This window comes from Kribbella sp. NPDC058245, from assembly GCF_042882005.1.
Classification (GTDB): Bacteria; Actinomycetota; Actinomycetes; order Propionibacteriales; family Kribbellaceae; genus Kribbella.
Window position 1 is genome coordinate 1 of sequence record NZ_JBHVWY010000027.1, and the last position, 17,204, is coordinate 17,204.

Annotated in this window: 14 protein-coding genes; 8 read left to right on the forward strand and 6 right to left on the reverse strand. The window is 68.1% G+C overall.

From position 1 onward, the window contains the following. Positions 1-1,261 precede the first annotated feature (1,261 nt). Positions 1,262-2,026: a sulfite exporter TauE/SafE family protein gene (locus ACFVWG_RS39745; RefSeq protein WP_391548696.1), complete on the reverse strand. Its 765-nt coding sequence runs from the start codon at positions 2,024-2,026 to the stop codon at positions 1,262-1,264. Further along, positions 2,023-2,724, reverse strand: coding sequence for a FadR/GntR family transcriptional regulator (locus ACFVWG_RS39750; protein ID WP_391548697.1), 702 nt, complete (start codon positions 2,722-2,724; stop codon positions 2,023-2,025). The genes ACFVWG_RS39745 and ACFVWG_RS39750 overlap by 4 nt, the downstream gene beginning before the upstream one ends. 76 nt (positions 2,725-2,800) lie before the next feature. On the opposite strand from ACFVWG_RS39750, the gene ACFVWG_RS39755 reads away from it, so the two are divergent. The 3 genes from ACFVWG_RS39755 to ACFVWG_RS39765 all read left to right on the forward strand — a co-directional run bounded on the left by ACFVWG_RS39755 (position 2,801) and on the right by ACFVWG_RS39765 (position 8,527). Further along, positions 2,801-4,051: an SLC13 family permease gene (locus ACFVWG_RS39755; protein ID WP_391548698.1), complete on the forward strand. Its 1,251-nt coding sequence runs from the start codon at positions 2,801-2,803 to the stop codon at positions 4,049-4,051. 5 nt (positions 4,052-4,056) lie between these two features. After that, the gene (locus ACFVWG_RS39760) at positions 4,057-5,442 is read left to right on the forward strand and encodes a carboxyl transferase domain-containing protein (RefSeq protein ID WP_391548699.1); all 1,386 of its coding nucleotides are present in this window, start codon (positions 4,057-4,059) and stop codon (positions 5,440-5,442) included. A gap of 106 nt (positions 5,443-5,548) precedes the next feature. Continuing rightward, on the forward strand, positions 5,549-8,527 hold the full coding sequence (locus tag ACFVWG_RS39765; protein ID WP_391548700.1) for a BTAD domain-containing putative transcriptional regulator: 2,979 nt from the start codon (positions 5,549-5,551) through the stop codon (positions 8,525-8,527). Here the strand turns inward: ACFVWG_RS39765 and ACFVWG_RS39770 are convergent. From ACFVWG_RS39770 to ACFVWG_RS39785, 4 genes are all read right to left on the reverse strand, one after another. After that, positions 8,517-9,083 (reverse strand): DUF3105 domain-containing protein, encoded by a 567-nt coding sequence (locus tag ACFVWG_RS39770; RefSeq protein WP_391548701.1) that lies wholly within the window; start codon positions 9,081-9,083, stop codon positions 8,517-8,519. The genes ACFVWG_RS39765 and ACFVWG_RS39770 overlap by 11 nt on opposite strands. Next, positions 9,080-10,237 carry a hypothetical protein gene (locus ACFVWG_RS39775; protein WP_391548702.1) on the reverse strand — a complete coding sequence of 386 codons (1,158 nt, stop codon included), beginning with the start codon at positions 10,235-10,237 and terminating at the stop codon, positions 9,080-9,082. Before ACFVWG_RS39775 ends, ACFVWG_RS39770 begins: the two co-directional genes overlap by 4 nt. Then, entirely contained in the window at positions 10,234-11,325 is a 1,092-nt protein-coding gene (locus ACFVWG_RS39780) for a HesA/MoeB/ThiF family protein (RefSeq protein WP_391548703.1), read from the reverse strand. Before ACFVWG_RS39780 ends, ACFVWG_RS39775 begins: the two co-directional genes overlap by 4 nt. A gap of 306 nt (positions 11,326-11,631) precedes the next feature. Continuing rightward, positions 11,632-12,720, reverse strand: a complete 1,089-nt coding sequence (locus ACFVWG_RS39785) for an aldo/keto reductase (RefSeq protein WP_391548704.1) — start codon at positions 12,718-12,720, stop codon at positions 11,632-11,634. Positions 12,721-12,831: 111 nt separating this feature from the next. Between ACFVWG_RS39785 and ACFVWG_RS39790 the strand changes: the two genes are divergently transcribed. The 5 genes from ACFVWG_RS39790 (at position 12,832) to ACFVWG_RS39810 (ending at position 17,201) form a co-directional block, all read left to right on the forward strand. Then, a complete protein-coding gene (locus ACFVWG_RS39790; protein WP_391548705.1) occupies positions 12,832-13,716 on the forward strand; it encodes an AraC family transcriptional regulator N-terminal domain-containing protein in 885 nt (294 codons plus the stop codon). A 116-nt stretch (positions 13,717-13,832) separates the two neighbouring features. Continuing rightward, the gene (locus ACFVWG_RS39795; RefSeq protein WP_391548706.1) at positions 13,833-14,957 is read left to right on the forward strand and encodes an inositol-3-phosphate synthase; all 1,125 of its coding nucleotides are present in this window, start codon (positions 13,833-13,835) and stop codon (positions 14,955-14,957) included. After that, the gene (locus ACFVWG_RS39800) at positions 14,939-15,832 is read left to right on the forward strand and encodes an SCO3242 family prenyltransferase (RefSeq protein WP_391548707.1); all 894 of its coding nucleotides are present in this window, start codon (positions 14,939-14,941) and stop codon (positions 15,830-15,832) included. The genes ACFVWG_RS39795 and ACFVWG_RS39800 overlap by 19 nt, the downstream gene beginning before the upstream one ends. Continuing rightward, the gene (locus tag ACFVWG_RS39805; RefSeq protein ID WP_391548708.1) at positions 15,829-16,653 is read left to right on the forward strand and encodes a sugar phosphate isomerase/epimerase family protein; all 825 of its coding nucleotides are present in this window, start codon (positions 15,829-15,831) and stop codon (positions 16,651-16,653) included. The genes ACFVWG_RS39800 and ACFVWG_RS39805 overlap by 4 nt, the downstream gene beginning before the upstream one ends. Next, on the forward strand, positions 16,650-17,201 hold the full coding sequence (locus ACFVWG_RS39810; protein WP_391548709.1) for an EboA domain-containing protein: 552 nt from the start codon (positions 16,650-16,652) through the stop codon (positions 17,199-17,201). The genes ACFVWG_RS39805 and ACFVWG_RS39810 overlap by 4 nt, the downstream gene beginning before the upstream one ends. Positions 17,202-17,204 lie beyond the last annotated feature (3 nt).

Below are 17,204 nucleotides of genomic sequence, written 5' to 3' on the forward strand. Positions count from 1 at the left end.
ACACTCCAACTGAAAACCCCAGCCCAAGCGCTGGCCGACCTGCTCGCCAACCCGGCAGCAGCATGAACCCGTTGCTTCCACCGATGGATTCCGCCACGGTTCTCCCCTGAAATTTTGAGGGGAGAACCGTCAACGTCAGGGGAGATCCCCTCATTTTCGGCTCTCCTGCTCGATGGGTGGTGACCCGGGGCTGCGGCCGCTCCGGCGCGGTTGCGTACACACCGACTGTTACTACGCTTACCAGCCGCCCTTTTCGGCACCTCCGTCACGCTGCAGCACGCCCGCTCCGTCCGCCTACCAACAGTCGGTCTGTACAGCCCGATCACCGAAGCGCCCTACTTTCGCCGCACCCAAAGCCCGTCACCCCCAGCAACTGCGAACCCGCCAGCGTCGTTCCCGGACCGCGACCACAACCCGCCGGCCAGCCAGCCAGCCAGCCAGCCAGCCAGCATCGGTTACCCGCGAGGCTTCTTTCCGACCGCAACCAAAGCCCGTCAGCCCTAGGCAACGTGTACCGCGGTCGCCGACCGGACCATCCCCCTCAGCCACCGCATTGCCCAGCCACCCCGTCTTTTGATCGGCCGCAACCAACCTCAGCCACAGCGCGACGTACCCGGCCGAGTCGCTCACCTGGCCCGCCGCGCCACCTCGACCGCCTCCGGCGGTCGACTGAAAGCTTCGCGTGCGCCCAGCAGATGGCTGAGGGGGATGGCGAGGTCGGCGACCGCGTTCTCCGTTGCCTGGGGCTGACGGGCTGTGGCTGAGGTACGTGATGCCCGGAGCTTGCGCTATCGGTGAGTTTTTCGGGTCCAGGCGACGAAAAACTCACCGACAACCGCACGCACCCCCCCACCCCGCGAACCCACGATCACCGGACCGCCACCCCAACCCCGTAAGCCACCTTGTGCACCCCTCAACCACACGACACCCGCCGAAATGGCTGAACCGTGCTCAAGGTCCGATGGCGGGGTCACTTTGTGCACCCCTCAACCACGCGAGGCCGGTCAAAGCGGTTGAGCCGTGCTCAAGGTCCGATGGCCGGGTCACCTTGTGCACCCCTCGACCACGCGAGGCCGGTCGGAGTGGTTGGGGCGTGCTCAAGGTCCGATGGCCGGGTCACCTTGTGCACCCTCGACCACGCGAGGCCGGTCGGAGTGGTTGGGGCGTGCCCAAGGTCGGGTGGCGGGGGCACTCAATGAGGGGAGAACCAGCAACTTGAGGGGAGATCCCCTCATTTTGCCGTCGCGCAATCACGGGTCGTCTAGGTCAGCATCAGTACGGCGGCGGTGATGCCGGCGAGGACGATGAGGGCGCGGAGGAGGCCGCCGGGGATGCGGCGGCCGATGTGGGAACCGACGTAGCCGCCGACGAGGGAGCCGGCGGCCAAGAGGGCAGCGGCGGTCCAGTTGATGTCGGTGATCACGACGAAGATGGCGCTGGCGACGACGTTTGCCGCGAGCAACGACAGGGTTTTGAGGCCGTTGACGACGCGGAGTTCGAGGTCCAGGCCGAGGGCGAGCACCGCCATCATCATCACTCCGGCACCAGCTCCGAAGTATCCGCCGTACACGCCGGTCAGAGCGGTGAAGACATAGGTTGCCGGGGACATCGACGTACGGAGACCGTGGGGGTGGTCGCTGCGGGCGCGCAGCCAGCGGGAGATTCGCGGCTGGACGCCGACGATCAGGCAGGTGAACAGGATCAGCCACGGTGCCGCGGTGGCGAACACGCCTGGCGGCAGGGCGAGCAGCAGTACGACGCCGCCGATCGAACCGACCGCGCAGATCGCCACGACCGCGATCGTGATCGGGCGTGGTACGTCGCGGATCTCGCGGCGGTAGCCGAACGAGCCGGACAACGCACCGGGCAGCAAGCCGATCGTGTTCGACACGTTCGCGACGACCGGCGGGATGCCCAGGGCAATCAAAACGGGGAAGCTCAGCAACGAAGCAACGCCGACGGTCGACGTGAGGATGCCCGCGCCGAACCCGGCACCGATCACCGCCAGGTGCTCGGCCCCACTCACTTGGTCTCCCTCAGGAGTGCGACATCGGAGACGAGCATGACGTGCTCGTGCATGGCGGCTGCCGCAGCTAGTGCGTCGCCGGCCTCGATGGCGTCGGCGATCTTGCGATGGCCGGCCAGCGAGTCCTTCGGACGGCCGGGCTGGGACAGAGACTCCAGGCGGGTCTCGCGAATCAAGCCCTGAATCGTCGCCATCATCTGCGCCAGCAACGACGACCGCGCCGCCGCGGTGACCGCGCCGTGGAACGCTTCATCCGCGTCCACTCCCCGACCGCCCGCCGCGATGTCCCGCTCCATCGCGGTCAACGCGGCCCTGATCGCGACCAGGTCGTCCTCGGTACGACGGCTTGCGGCGAGCGCGGCGAGTTTCGACTCGAGCGCATCGCGGGCGTCGATGATCTCGGGCAGCCGATCGGCGTGGGCCCGGATCGCCTCGATCACCGGTCCGGTCCGCGCGCGCTCGGTCAGCACCGTCCCGTCCCCGTGCCGGACCACGACCGCGCCGATCACCTCCAGCGCCACCAGCGCCTGACTCAGCGTCGCCCGGCTCACCCCCAGCCGCTGCGCCAGTTCGCGCTCCGGCGGCAGCCGATCTCCCGGCTGCAACTCGTTCTCACGGATCCACAGACTGATCTGATCGGCCACCTGTTCGTACAGGCGGGAGCGCGGCACCGGACGGGGAGGTGGCGGCAAGTCCATGGACCCCACTGTATTGACAGACGGCGCATTGGACTATTGGCTAGGCCACTCAGCCAATACTACTGTGAGGTAGCTCATGGGACCTGAGTGGATTGCGATCCTGGCGCTGATTGCGCTGTTCGTCGTGGGCACCATCTTGCCGATCAACATGGGCGCGCTCGCGTACGTCGCGGCGTGGCTGGTCGGCATGTACTCGCTGCACCTGAGCGAGAAGGAGATCCTGGCCGGCCTCAGCGGTGATCTCGTCCTCACCTTGATCGGCGTCACCTTCCTGTTCGCGATAGCGCGGAACAACGGCACCGTCGACTTGATAGTCGCGGGGGCTGTCCGAGCCGTCGGAGGTCGGGTCGCGCTGATCCCGTGGGTGATGTTCACAGTGACCGCCGTACTGACCGCGATCGGGGCCGTCAGTCCGGCGGCGTGCGCGATCATCGGGCCGATCGCGCTCGGCTTCGCGCAGAAGTACAAGATCAGCCCGCTGATGATGGGCATGCTCGTCGTCCACGGCGCGCAGGCCGGCGGCTTCTCGCCGATCAGCATCTACGGCACGATCACCAACTCGGTGATGGCCGACAACGGCCTCCCGAACAGCGAGCTGACCGTCTTCCTGTCCAGCCTGGCCGTCAACCTGGTGCTGGCCGCGATCCTGTTCGTGGTCCTCGGCGGACGCAGGCTGATGTCCCAGCGTGCCGATCAGATCGAGCCAAACGACTCCGACGAGAAGCACGGGGCGACCCGTGACCAGATCCTGACGCTCGTCGCGTTCCTCGGGGTCGCGGTCGTCGCGCTGGCCTTCGACAAGAACATCGGGTTCGTCGCGATCACCGCCGCGGTCATCCTGGCGATCCTCTCTCCGATCAAGAACAAGGACGCCGCCAAGCAGGTCGCCTGGCCGACCGTCCTGCTCGTCGCCGGTGTCAGCACGTACGCCGCGATCCTCACCGAAGCGGGTTCCCCGCAGTTCGTCGGCAAGTGGGCCGCCGGGCTCGGTGCGGCCGTCATCGGCGCACTAGTCCTCTGCTATGTCGGCGGCGTGGTCTCGGCGTTCGCCTCGTCGGCCGCGCTGCTGCCGGTGATCATCCCGATTGCGCTCCCGCTGATCGCCCACGGCCACCTGAGCGCCGGTCTGTTCGTCGCCGCCCTCGCCGTCTCGTCGACCATCGTCGACGTCAGTCCGTTCTCCACGAACGGCGCCCTGATGCTCGCGAACCGGCCGGACACGATCGCGGAACCCGTGTACTACAAGCAGATTCTGACCTACAGCGTGATCGTCGTGCTGGCCGGACCGCTGCTGGTCTGGGCCGCGTTGGTGGCTCCGGGATGGTGACGACGATGAGCACCGCACGGGGACTGATCGACACCTTCCTGGATGCCGGCTCCTTCGAGTCGTGGGACCAACCCGCCGTACAGGTGGCTGATCCGGAGTATCAGGAACAGTTGCGTAGGGCAACAGAAAGAGCCGGTACGGACGAAGCCGTACTGACCGGTCGTGGCAGCGTGCACGGACGGCCGGTCGTCGTCCTGGTGAGCGAGTTCGCGTTCCTGGCCGGGTCGATCGGGCGGGTCGCCGCGGATCGGATCACGGCCGCGATCCGCCGGGCGACCGCGGAGCGGCTGCCGATCGTGGCGTCGACCGCGTCCGGCGGGACCCGCGTGCAGGAAGGCGCGCCGGCGTTCGTCGAGATGATCTCGATCTCGACCGCGTTGATGGCGCACAAGGGTGCTGGGCTGCCGTATCTCGTGCATCTGCGGCATCCGACGACTGGCGGCGTGTTCGCCTCGTGGGGTTCACTCGGACATGTCACGGTGGCCGAACCTGGTGCCCTGACTGGGTTTCTCGGGCCAAAGGTGTTCGAGGCGCTGAACGGCCGCCCCTTCCCGGAAGGCGTTCAGACCGCGGAGAACTTGGCTGCGCACGGGGTGATCGATGGCGTGGTGGCGACGGCTGATTTGCCGGTGCTGCTCGACCGCGCACTCGCCGTACTGGTCGATCCGCCGGTTGCGCCGCGACTGGCCCGCCGTACTGGGTCGATCGATCCTGGTGATGCCTGGACGTCGGTGCTGCGCACGCGACGGCCGGAGCGCGCTGGCGTGCGCGACCTCCTCCGGTACGGCGCTACCGGTACCGTGCGGCTCACCGAACCGGACGCGAGTGTGCTGGTCGCGTTGACGCGGCTCGACGGGCAGCCGTGCGTCGTGGTCGGGCAAGATCGTTCGCAGTCCAAGCCGATGGGCCCGGCCGCCCTCCGGCAGGCGCGTCGCGGGATGAACCTCGCCGAGTCACTCGGTCTGCCGTTGGTGACGGTCATCGACACCCCCGGCGCGGAGCTCTCGCCCGCTGCCGAAGAAGGCGGACTGGCCGGTGAGATCGCGCAGTGCATCGCCACGTTGGCCACGCTGAAAGTTCCGACGCTCGCCATCCTGCTCGGCCAAGGCACCGGCGGTGGCGCCCTCGCGCTGCTGCCGGCCAAGACCGTCATCGCTCCCGAACACGCCTGGCTCGCGCCCCTTCCACCAGAAGGCGCCAGCCAGATCGTCCACCACGACCTCGATCACGCCGAGGCTTTGGCCAAGCAGCAGCGCATCACCGCGCTCGAGCTGCACCTGAGCCGGACGATTCACCAACTCATTCCGGAGAACGACGACGACACCGCCGCGGATCTGGCGATCGCCGTCGCCGCGGAGGCCGCCGTACAGCTCAGTCGATCGACGTCGTAGATCTCCGCAGCCAATTCCGATGGGCGTGCCTTCCACAGAGCGGATGCGCCTTGCAGCATCCTGCAGCCGCGTTGATGCTGCTCCCACCGCAAGGCAGACTGCTCTAGTGACCGGGCAGCTACGCATCGAGATCCTCGGACCGCTGCGCGTCCTCTGGCGGGACGAACCGATCGCAGTCGGCGCCCACCGCCTGCAGACCCTGCTGGCCGTTCTCGCCCTGCGCGCCAACCAGGTCTGTACGGCGGAAGACCTCCTCGACCTGGTCTGGGACGACAAGCCACCAGGCACCGGCCTGAAGGTCCTCCCGCCGTACATCTATCGCCTCCGCAAGGCCCTCCCCGCCGATGTCCTGCAGCACACCGCCAACGGCTACGTCCTCCGCCTCCCGCCCGGCGCCCTCGACATCGCCGACTTCGAGGCCGCCGCCGACCACGCGGTCAAGCTGCGCGACAGCGGCGACCTGGACGGAGCCGCCGCGGCCTACGCCCAAGCCCTCGACCTCTTCCGCGGCGAGCCGCTCCCTGGGCTCCCCGGCCAGTTCCTGGCCGCCCAACGCCGCCGCCTCACCGAACGCCGCAACAAGGTCTTCGCCGACCGCGTCGACGCCGACCTGGCCCGCGGCCACACCACCGACCTGATCGCCGAACTCGTCCCGGCCGTCGCCGCCCATTCCTTCGACGAACGCCTCGCCGGCCAACTCATGCAAGCCCTCACCGCCGACGGCCGCCAAGCCGAAGCGCTCGACCTCTACACCCGAACCCGCCAAACCCTCATCGACCAGCTAGGCATCGAACCCGGCCCCGCCCTCCGCGACCTGCACCAATCCATCCTCCGCAACGAGTCGGCGGCGACCAGCACCCGCGACGAACTCCCCTACGCCGGCGCCGCCTTCGTCGGCCGTGCCGCCGAGCTCGACCGGCTCACCAGCGCGCTCCAAAGCCCCAGTACGTCGGCGCCACCGGTCGTCGCCATCGACGGCATGGCCGGCGTCGGCAAGACCGCCCTCGCCGTCCGCACCGCTCGTCGGCTGGCCGCCCAGTATTCCGACGGAGTGTTGTTCGTCGACTTGCACGGCCACAGCTCCGACCACCCGCCACGCAACCCGAAGGCCGCTCTCGACCACTTGCTCGTCGGCGCCGGGGTCGGCAATCTGGCCATCCCGGCCGGCCTCGAGGAAGCACGCTCCCTGTGGCGTACGACGGTGGCCGGCCGGCGACTGCTGATCATCCTGGACAACGCTTCGAGCAGCAGCGCGGTCGAACCGCTGCTTCCGGGCTCACCGACCTGCGGAGTGCTGATCACCAGCAGGCAGCAGCTCACCGGTCTGGACGTTCGGGAACGACTGCACCTGGAGCTGCTCACGCCCGACGATGCAGCCGCCCTGCTGGCGGACCTGGTCGGCTCGGAGCGCGCCGGTCAGGATGTTGCGGCCAGCAACGGCCTGATCGAGCGGTGCGGCAGCCTCCCGCTGGCGCTTCGCATCGCCGGGGCCCGGATGCGGCATCGTCCGTCCTGGACCGTTGCCCACCTCAACGACCGCCTCGACCAGGTCGGCCGCAGATTGTCCGAGCTCGCCGTCGAAGGAATCGGCGTCAGCGCCGCCTTCGAGCTCTCCTACGGCCAGCTGGGCGCGGACCAGCAACTGTTGTTCCGCGTGCTCAGCCGGGTGCCGGGCCGCGACTTCGACCAGTACGGCACTGCTGCCCTCGTCGATCGGACGCCCGACGAAGCCTCCGATCTCGCCGAGTCACTCGTCGATGCCAACCTGCTGCTCCAGCCGACGCCCGGTCGCTACGAGTTCCACGACCTGATCCGCGAGTACGCCGGCCACCTCGCCCGCACCACGGACTCACCGGCGACGCTGACCGCAGCCTCCGACCGGTTGCTGGACTACTACCAACAGGCCTGTTTTCACCCCTTCTCGTGGCAGGAAGGTACGCACTACTTCGAGCCGGAGGCGCGATCGTCCCGCGCGCTGCCGGAGTTCGACAGCTGGGAGCAGGCGAAGGCCTGGGCCGATGGCGAGGTGGACAACTTCGCCGCAGCGGTCGAGTACTCGGCCGCGAGCGGCACCCACCGGCGTACCTGGCAGCTGGCGCTCGCAACCGTCTCCTACCTCGAACGTCGCGGCCGGATTCAGCACCAGGATCGCGTCCTCGAGCTGGCTCTCTCGGCCGCGGCCACGCTGTCCGACCACGAGGCCGAGGCGCGGGTCCTGCATGCGCACGGCCGCCTGATCCGTGCCCAGCGTGGCGGACGCCCTGCCGCGGAGCTTCTGCGCCGCGCGTTGGATCGGCTGCCGCCCGACGGCGACTTGCTGTTGCGCGCCGAGATCCTGAACGCTCTGGGAAAGGCGCTGCGGACCCTCGACCCTTATGGCGAGGGCTTGGCTGTGCTGGAGGAATCGACCCGGCTGGCCCGAGAGCTGAAGGAAGACCGCCTCCTGGCGTGGAATCTCTCCTCCCTCGGCATGCTGCACGGCAACGCATACAACTACGAGCCGGCAGTGGCTGCCTTCGAGGAATCCGTCGTCGCTTTCCGCCGCATCCCGGCCGGTGGCCTCTTCGCCGACACGCTCGCTGCCCTGAGCGTGATGTACCTCGCCGTCGACCGGGTCGACGAGGCCATCGCGACCGCCACAGCGGCGCACGAGCTCGCGCTCGAACTGAACAACATCTTCAGCCTCCCGTGGGCCTTGGGAGCGCTCGGCGCGGCCTACCGCGACAGCGGCCGTGACGTGGAACGCGCCGTCGAGCTGCATCGGCAGGCGCTGGTCGCGGCGGAGGCGACCGGCTCCATCATCACCGGCTGGACCATGCAGATGCACCTGGGCAACAGTTTGCTGGCGGCCGGTGACCTGGCCGGCGCACTGTCCTGGTTCGAGCCTGTTCTGGAGAGCGCGACAACAGCCGGGGACTACGTGTACATGATGGCCGGGCACGAAGGCGTCGCCGACCATGCCGTCGCGGCCGGTGATCCCCTCACCGCTATCGATCACCTCACGCAGGCGCTCGCCATGGCCGAGGAGCACATCCCGCCCCGCGTCCCCGGCCTCCGCGAAAAGCTGACCAAGCTCACGGAGTGAGGCAGTCGGTGGCGTTGTTGCGCCATTGGTGGTTGTAGCGGCCGGCGACTTTGGTGACGAAGTCTTCGATGCGGTTGTTGTCGACGGCATCCATCTTCTCCAGGCGTTGCCAGGCGGTGACGGCGATGCCGGTGGGGAGGTCGGGATAGGGGGCGACGATGACGTCGCGGGGGTGGCGGCGGCCGATGCGTTCCAGGCGGTCGATGTCGGCGGGCGGCGTACTGGCGGCGTACTGGAGGAGGACGTGGCCGTGTTCGAGGATGTGGACCTGGAGTTCGGGTGGAATGGGGGCTCGGTAGATGCCGGGGATGACGACTCGGGGTGAGTGCGGGCCGGAGGTTGGGGGCACGGTCTTGTACGGCCCGTGCGGGGCGTTCTGGTAGGCGAGGTGGCGGTTGCCTTCGAAGGGTTGGGGGGTGCCGGGGACTTCGTTGCAGGGAAGGGCTTTGCGGTCGTTGAACTGGCCCAGCAAGACACCGAAGGCGAAGCTGGACATGGTGAGGACGCTGAGGGTGGTGACGAGGATGCCGACGATCAGGCCGGTGCGCTTCTTCATGCTGCGGCCCTTCGGCGGTTGCGGATCCAGACGCCCAGCGGCAGGAAGACGTTGAGAGAGGTGAAGGCGAGCAGGACCAGGCCTTCGCACCAGTAGAGGCTGAAGGGCGGGGCCTGCAGCAGTACGCCGAACGCCCAGCCGAAGGTGACCTTTGCGCTGGGCAACAGGAAGTGAACGGCGAACCAGACCATCCAGATCAGCCCGGTGAGGTACAGCAGGCAATACCAGCGGGCTACGCGCAGATCGCGGTCGTGGGCCGTGGCCATCACCTGCTGCTCGGCCGGGGTGAGACGTCGTACCAGGCGCTTCAGAGAGAGGCGGGTGACCTTGTGCAGGTTGCCGCAGCCGGTGGCGGTGGCCATCACGAGGTACATGTCGGTGCGGAGGTAGGCCAGGGTTTGGAAGGCGAGTTTGGCGACCTGGCTGAGGACGACCATGGCGAGAATGCGGATGAGTGTCGGCGACAGGTCGATCCAGCCGCGGGACCACGCGTAGCGCGGTGCGACAGCGAAGAACAGGACCACGCTGTCGATCGCCATCCCGGCCAAGAACGGGCCGTAGCGTTTGGCCGGCGGGAGCGCCCACAGGCCGGACAGGTCGGTTTCGAGGACAGGGAAGATGCCGCGCCGCTCGAGGCGAAGCCGCGACGGTACGCCGACGGCCGCGCCCGCGAACGCGTGCCAGGTCTCGTGCAGGAAGGTCAGCGCGATGACGACCACGTTGGTGACCAGGAGGCTCGCCACGATGTCCGGGAAGACGAACGTGTCCTCGTACGTCGGCCGCAGCGACGGCTCGATCACGAACATCACCAGGGTCACGGCCAGGCAAGCGCCGTACAGGGTCCAGGCGATCGGACCGAAGAACGGGCGGACGAGCCTTGCCGGGATACGTGAGATCGACCAGTGCTCGGCGGTTTCAGTGGTGCGGGTGATTCCGGCCTCATGGAGGACCTCCAGGAAGTCGGCGGCGTCGATGGTCTCGCCGGTTTCGGCTTCGAGCTGCGCGGCCGCCTCCTCGGTGGTGCGGCCGGCGATGAAGAGCTCGACCAGGCGGGCGCCTAGCTCGGGTACGACGACGAAGTTGCCGCTGGCCGGATCGCCGACGACGTACTCGTCCTCGCCTTCTTTCCGTACGACGACATGGGCGAGGCTCATGTCCACCCGCAGGTCGCGCAGGTGGTGCCGGGGGTCGGGCGGACCGTGTAGTGGTAGGTCAGGTCGGTCAGGCTGAGGTGAAACATCAGGCCGCGTGTCGTCGTCGGGATGCCGCCGAGGTGGTAGACCGCGTCGAGCGCCGCGAGGTGGCCGGTCAGGTTGGCGGTCGGCGCGATCACCGCGTGGCCGGTGAACGGGAACAGATCTTCAGGCTCTTGGCCGTATTGGTCGCGCAGCCGATCGCGGACACTCGGCAGGCAGTCCGGGCAGCACGTCTCGCCCGGGACGAAGAGGCCGACGACGGCCATCGGACCGGCGTACTGGGCAAGCATCCAAGGGGTTCTGGTGCGGAGCGCCGCCTCATTGGTCCACTCGCGGATCGTGTGCATCGGCTGATCGGCGCAGAGGATCATCAGGTCGGCCTGGTCCATCAGGTACGCGACCGCATCGGCCGAATCGACCTTGAGCTCCTCGCCGGTGACGACGGCATGCTTGTTGATCTTGCTCAAACGCTCGAGTGCGACCGGGATCTTCGGCTTGCCGAGATCGTCCTCGGTGTAGAGCAGTTGGCGGGTGAGGTTGCCGGCCTCGATCACGTCGAAGTCGGCGCAGTGCACGGCTCCGACCCCGGCGGCGACGAGCGAGGCGGCGACTGCAGAACCAGTACCACCAAGACCCAGTACGACGACTTTGCTCGCCTTCAGCCGGGCCTGTACGTCGTACCGGGAGGGGCGCGGGGTGAGGTCGACCCAGGCGTAGTAGGTGAGCGCGCGGTCGTAGCGGTCGATCTCCTCCGCGCTCAGACTGTCGGGTGGCGGAGCGGCGGCGTCCTCGACGTACCCGGCATCGATGATCGCCTGCATCGCGTCCGCGATCTCTGGCGATGTGAGGTCGTTGCGTGCGGCAACTAAGGTCCCGATGATCTCAGAACGCGTACGGCTTCCGTCCATCAGGCCCAGCAGCTGCCAGACCATGCCGTCCTCGTCGTCGATCTCGGCGCCGATCCCCTGCTGCCGGCCGCCGACCGTCACCAGCGTGGGCGTCAGTCGCGTCGGTTTGTGAATGGGTTTCACCCGCGGCCTGTTCATGAGCCCCTCCCCAGATGCGCGAACCGGGACGTGGTTGGCCCACGCCCCGGTCCTGATCAGCTGACTAGCCGCAGAGTTCGTTGCGGCAGCCGGGGTCGGTCACGATGACCGCGGTGGTCTCCAGCTTCTCGAGCCGGCGCACCATGATCTTGCGCGGTTCCGGCTTGGTCTCGATCTTCTCCATGACGGTTTCCCCTCTTCGTCGGGCGGCAACTGCAAGGAAACGGCGGGCCCACCGCGAGCTCAGTAGACCATCGATTTCCGGCGCGACGGGATGGGGGGAATCCCCATGATTTCGGGCCCTTTTCAAACCCTCGAATGAGAATCGGTACCGGTCAGCGACGGCCAGACCGAATGCGCGACTCCGTCCACGGTGGCGCCGGCGAATTGCAGCATCGGGGCCAGTTCGGCATTGTTCTGGGCCGGGAAATTCAGCTGGGGTGTCGACACCTCGTCCAGCCGGGCGCGGGCGTCGGCCGGGAGTTCCAGCGTGACCGACTGCAGATTCGCGCGAAGCTGTTCGAGGTGGCGGGCGCCGAGGATCGTCGACGTCACTCCCGGTGTCCCGCGCACCCATGCGAGCGCCACCTCGGCGGGCGTCGTACCGAGCTCTTCTGCAATTGCGCGGACTGCGTCCAGGACCGGGTACGCCGACGTCGGCGGCCGGTTGCCTTGGCTCCGAATCGTGTCCTCGGGCTCGGCCGCCCCAGTGTGGAACTTGCCGGAGAGCCAGCCGCCCTTGAGCGGCGACCACGGCAGGACGCCGGCGCCGAGCGACCGCGCCATTGGCAGGAGCTCGCCTTCCGCGGTCCGCTCGAGCAGCGAGTACTCGGCCTGGATCGCGATCACCGGCGCCCAGCCGTGCGACCGGGCCAGCACGATCGCTTCAGCCGTGGCCCACGCCGGTACGTCGGAGAATCCGACGTATCGGATCTTGCCGGCGCTCACCAGGTCGTCGAGGGCGCGCAAGGTCTCCTCACGCGGAGTGGCCGGGTCGAAGTTGTGCAGCCAGTAGAGGTCCAGGTAGTCGGTGCGGAGGCGGCGCAGCGAGTCCTCGACCTGGTGCAGGATCGCCTTCCGGCCGGCGCCGCCGCCGTTCGGGTCGCCGGGGTGCAGGTTGACGAAGAACTTCGAGCCGAGGACCAGGCGGTCGCGCAGACCGGGGTGCGCGGTCAGCCAGTCGCCGATGATGACTTCGGAGTGGCCGTTGGTGTAGATGTTCGCGGTGTCGATCGAGTTGCCGCCGGCGTCGACGTACTCGTCGAGCATCCGCTCCGAGTCCGCGACCGAGGCACCCCAGCCGTGGTCCTCACCGAACGTCATGGTGCCCAGCGTGGCCGGGCTGATCCGCAGTCCCGAGCCCGGGACGGTGCGATAGGAATCCAAGGTGGTCATGTCTTCGAGTCTTCGTCCGGGACCCCGGTATCCGTAGCCGGATCCGCCCGATCTCTTGCCTGATCCGCTCCACTGCGGTCTTGATCGGGCAAGGCGAGGTTTACTGGAAGCGTGGACCCCTTGACCCTCTTGCGCGACCTCGTGCTGACGATGACCGGCGCTCCCGATCGGCGGATCGACGTCGACGGGATGACGCTCGTGCAGAACTCGCGGCCGACGATGTCGATGGGTTCGACCACGACGCCGACGGTCGCGTTCGTGCTGCAGGGAGCGAAGCAATCGACTGTCGGTGACCAGATCTACGAGTACCGGGCCGGTCAGTTCCTGATCGTGACGGTCGATCTGCCGATGATCGGTCGGGTCCTCGAGGCCTCGGACGAGACGCCGTTCGTCGGCTTCGGGATGCCCTTGCGGCCGGCGTTGATCGCGGAGCTGCTGCTCGAGGGTCCGGCCGAACTCCGCCGGTTGCCGGGGCGCGCCATACCGGGTCTGGCTGTCAGTACGGCGGATGAGCACTTGCTCGATGCGATCACCCGGTTGCTGCGACTGCATCGTCGGCCGGCGGACTATCAGGTGCTGGCGCCCGGGATCATCCGCGAGATTCATTGGTGGTTGCTGACGGGATCGCAGCAGTCGCTGGTTCGGCCGCTTGGTGACACAGAGTCCGGTACGACGCTCGTCGCGGCGGCCGTGCGGTGGATCCAGCAGAACGTGGATCAGCCGCTGCGGGTTGATGAGCTGGCGGCTGGAGTCGGGGCTGGCGTGTCCACGCTCAATCGGCACTTCCGGGCGGTGACTCGGCTGAGCCCGCTGCAGTACCAGAAGGCGCTCCGGCTGCAGCGTGCGCGGCTCGCGTTGCTGTCGACCCGGACCGAGATCGCACGGATCGGGCACGACGTCGGGTACCAGTCGCTGTCCCAGTTCAGCCGCGAGTACCGCCGCATGTTCGGCGTACCGCCGTCGGCCGACCGTTTGGGCGCAGGCCCCTCGAATTAGGCGGTTGGCCCAACAAAGTCGGGACAAACGCTTCCCAGGAAGCATTCGCAAACCTTAGAGTCGCGCTGCCACGGATAGTCCGCCATCCATCACCATCTGTGGCGTGAGGAGCTTCCATGCGTCCACGCGTTGGTGTCTGGTTGTTCGGAGCCCGAGGATCGGTCGCGACCACGACCGTGGCCGGCGCGGCCGCGCTCGCGCACGGCGCGCCACCGGCCGGGGTCGTCACCGCCCAACCGGCCTTCGAGAGTGCCGGACTGGTGCCGATCGAGAGCCTGGTCTTCGGCGGTCACGACGTGACCGACACTCCGCTCACCAAACAAGTCGAGCGGCTCGTCGCCGGTGGAGTCCTGCCTGCTGGGCTCGATGGGCTGATCGCCGCGGAACTGGCCGCGGCCGAGGGGAACCTGGTGGTCCTCCCGGTCGCTGGGTGTCAGTCCGAGGTGATTGCGCGAATGGCATCGGACATCCGCGACTTCCGGGAACGGCATGGGCTGGAACGGGTGGTCGCGATCAACGTCGCGTCGACCGAGCCGCCGTACCAGATCCTGTACGACGACATCGCCGTACTGCGGTCAGCCCTTGCCGAAGGCAGTCCGTTGCCGGGGAGCTGTGCGGCGGCACTGGCGGCGTTCGAGGCGGGGGCGTCGTTCATCGACTTCACGCCGTCCACGTCGATCCGGCCGCAGGTGATCCGCGACTGGGCGGTCGAACGCGGCCTGCCGTTCGGCGGGCAGGACGCGAAGACGGGCGAGACGCTGGTGAAGAGCGTGCTCGCGCCGATGTTCACCGCCCGGGCGCTGCCGGTGCACGCGTGGTCCGGTACCAACCTGCTCGGCGGTGGTGACGGCGCGACACTCGCCGATCCGCGAGCGGCCGAGTCGAAGAACGTCTCCAAGGAACGCGGCCTCGCCGACATGCTCGGCCCCGACGTCGCCGGCCAGGTCCACATCGACTACGTCGATCCCCTGGGCGACTGGAAGACCGCGTGGGACCACGTCCTGTTCTCCGGCTTCCTCGGCGTCCGCATGACCCTCCAATTCACCTGGCAAGGCTGCGACTCCGCCCTAGCCGCACCCCTCGTGTTGGACCTGGCCCGCCTCTCCGCCCTAGCCCTGGACCGCGGTCACGTAGGCCCCATGCCCTTCCTAGGCTTCTACTTCAAAGACCCCATAGCCTCCACCGAGCATTCGTTGAGCACCCAGTACGACGCCCTAGTCGCATGGGCCCAGTCGTGTTGAGGGCGTTGGTGGAGTTGGTTCGGGCGCCGGCTGGGTTGACGGTGCCGGGGGATGTGCTGGCGGGGGCTGCGGCGGCTGGGGATTTGCGGGTGGGGCGGCTGGTGGGGTTGTCGGCGTCGTCGATGTGCATTTACTGGGCTGGGATGGCGTTGAACGACTGGGCCGACCGGGAGCTGGATGCGGTGGAGCGGCCGGAGCGGCCGATTCCTTCGGGGCGGGTGTCGGCGCAGACGGCGTTCAATCTTGCGGCTGGGCTGACTGCGAGCGGGCTGGTGTTGTCCGCGGTGGCTGGTGGGCGGTCTGCGTTGGCGACGTCCACGGCACTGGCGGCTACTGCGTGGACGTATGACGTGGTGGCCAAGAACACGATTGCTGGGCCGGCCGTGATGGCGTCCGCGCGAGCGCTCGACGTACTGGTGGGGGCTGGTGATCAGCGGCGGCGGGCGTTGGCGCCGGCGTTGTCTGTTGGTGCGCACATTCTTGGCGTGACCACGCTGTCCCGGGGCGAGGTGCACGGGAGTACGCCAACGCCGGCGCGGGCGAGCTTGGCGGTGAGTGCGGCCCTGGCCGCGGCAACCGCACAGCGTGCCTCGAGCTGGAAGCAGTTGGTGTGGCGACGGCGAAGCACGGTTGCCGAGGTGACCACGGCTGCGCTCGCGGGGTGGTTCGCGCGGTCCGTCGTACCGGCGCAGGCTGCAGCCGCTCGGGAGCCTGACGCGCAGCACATCCGGAGTGCTGTGGGTGCGGGCATTCATGGGTTGGTGCCGTTGCAGGCGGCGTGGGTTGCGCGGGCGGGAGCGCCACGGCTGGGCGCCGGGTTGGCGTTGGCGTTTCCGTTGGTGAAGGCGTTGGCGAAGAAGGTGTCGTCGACATGAGGCTCGGTTACGGGACCAACGGGTTCGCCAACCATCGGCTGGCCGATGCGCTCGCCGTGATCGCCGACCTCGGGTACGACGGGGTCGCGCTGACCCTCGATCACAATCACCTGGACCCGTTCGAACCCGGCCTGCGTGAACGAACCGCCGAGGTCGGGCGACTGCTGGAACGCCACCAACTCGGCGTCGTGATCGAGACCGGCGCGCGCTATGTGCTCGATCCGTTCCGCAAGCACGCACCGACCCTGCTCCACACCGACGGCGCCGACCAGCGGATCGATCTGCTCAAACGCGCGATCGAGATCTCGGCCGACCTCGGCGCTGAGGCGGTCTCGTTCTGGTCCGGCATCCTCCCGCCCGACGTGGAACCGACAGTCGGCTGGCAACGCCTCGTCGCCGGGTGCGAACAACTCGCCGGGTACGCCGCCGACCGTGGCGTGCGGCTCGGGTTCGAACCGGAACCAGGGATGCTCGTCGACGACCTGGCCGGCTATCTCAACCTGCAGGCCGAGGTAGGCAGCGACGCCCTCGGGCTGACGCTCGACATCGGCCACCTGGTCTGCAACGAGTCGCAATCACCACCCGACTGCATCCGCACCGGAGCGCCGTACCTGGTGAATGTGCAGATCGACGACATGGTGCGCGGCGTCCACGAACACCTCGAGTTCGGGACTGGCGAGGTCGACTTCCCGCCGGTCTTCGAAGCCCTCCGCCAGATCCAGTACACCGGTCTTGTCGCCGTCGAACTCCCCCGCCACTCACACGCCGCGCCGACCATCGCGCACGACTCCATCGCCTTCCTGCGAGAGGCACAACGATGAAGGCCGCCGACCTTCCCGTCGATGTTTCCGCCCTCCGCGACCGGCCGCTGGCCGAGGTGTTTCCGGCCGTCGGCCGGATCGTCGGTCGCGAACTGCTCGGCAACGGCTGGACCACCGACGAGGCCGCCCGCGCCGTCCTGCTCGGTACGGCGAGCGCCGCCGCGATCACCGAGATCTATCGGTACGGCGATGCTGCCGAGAAACGTGCTGTTCTCAAGGCACTCGCCTTGGACGAGGTCGCCGCCACCATGAGCGCACACGGTGTCGACCTGCTCGACGATGCTCTGCGCACCAATGATCCGCGGCTGATCACCGCCGCGCTCGGATCGCCGTACGCCACCGAGAAGTTGCCGACGGCAAGTTTTCGGCAGGCCGTGCTCAAGTGCGTCTTCTCCGGGATCCCGCTGGCCGAGGTCGACGGCCTGCCGGACCGGGTGGACGCCGAACTGCTCCGGATGATGACCGACTTCGCGGCCGAGAGGAGGGCCGCCGGCCGCGCCGTCCCCGCCGATCTCACGCCGTACCTCAGCATTTCAGACGAGAGGTGACTC

Bases quoted from the DNA above. Each gene is read 5' to 3' on its own strand.
- ACFVWG_RS39750 (WP_391548697.1), bottom strand. From the start codon at position 2,724: ATGGACTTGCCGCCACCTCCCCGTCCGGTGCCGCGCTCCCGCCTGTAC.
- ACFVWG_RS39755 (WP_391548698.1), top strand. From the start codon at position 2,801: ATGGGACCTGAGTGGATTGCGATCCTGGCGCTGATTGCGCTGTTCGTC.
- ACFVWG_RS39760 (WP_391548699.1), top strand. From the start codon at position 4,057: ATGAGCACCGCACGGGGACTGATCGACACCTTCCTGGATGCCGGCTCC.
- ACFVWG_RS39770 (WP_391548701.1), bottom strand. From the start codon at position 9,083: ATGAAGAAGCGCACCGGCCTGATCGTCGGCATCCTCGTCACCACCCTC.
- ACFVWG_RS39775 (WP_391548702.1), bottom strand. From the start codon at position 10,237: ATGAGCCTCGCCCATGTCGTCGTACGGAAAGAAGGCGAGGACGAGTAC.
- ACFVWG_RS39780 (WP_391548703.1), bottom strand. From the start codon at position 11,325: ATGAACAGGCCGCGGGTGAAACCCATTCACAAACCGACGCGACTGACG.
- ACFVWG_RS39785 (WP_391548704.1), bottom strand. From the start codon at position 12,720: ATGACCACCTTGGATTCCTATCGCACCGTCCCGGGCTCGGGACTGCGG.
- ACFVWG_RS39795 (WP_391548706.1), top strand. From the start codon at position 13,833: ATGCGTCCACGCGTTGGTGTCTGGTTGTTCGGAGCCCGAGGATCGGTC.
- ACFVWG_RS39800 (WP_391548707.1), top strand. From the start codon at position 14,939: ATGGGCCCAGTCGTGTTGAGGGCGTTGGTGGAGTTGGTTCGGGCGCCG.
- ACFVWG_RS39805 (WP_391548708.1), top strand. From the start codon at position 15,829: ATGAGGCTCGGTTACGGGACCAACGGGTTCGCCAACCATCGGCTGGCC.
- ACFVWG_RS39810 (WP_391548709.1), top strand. From the start codon at position 16,650: ATGAAGGCCGCCGACCTTCCCGTCGATGTTTCCGCCCTCCGCGACCGG.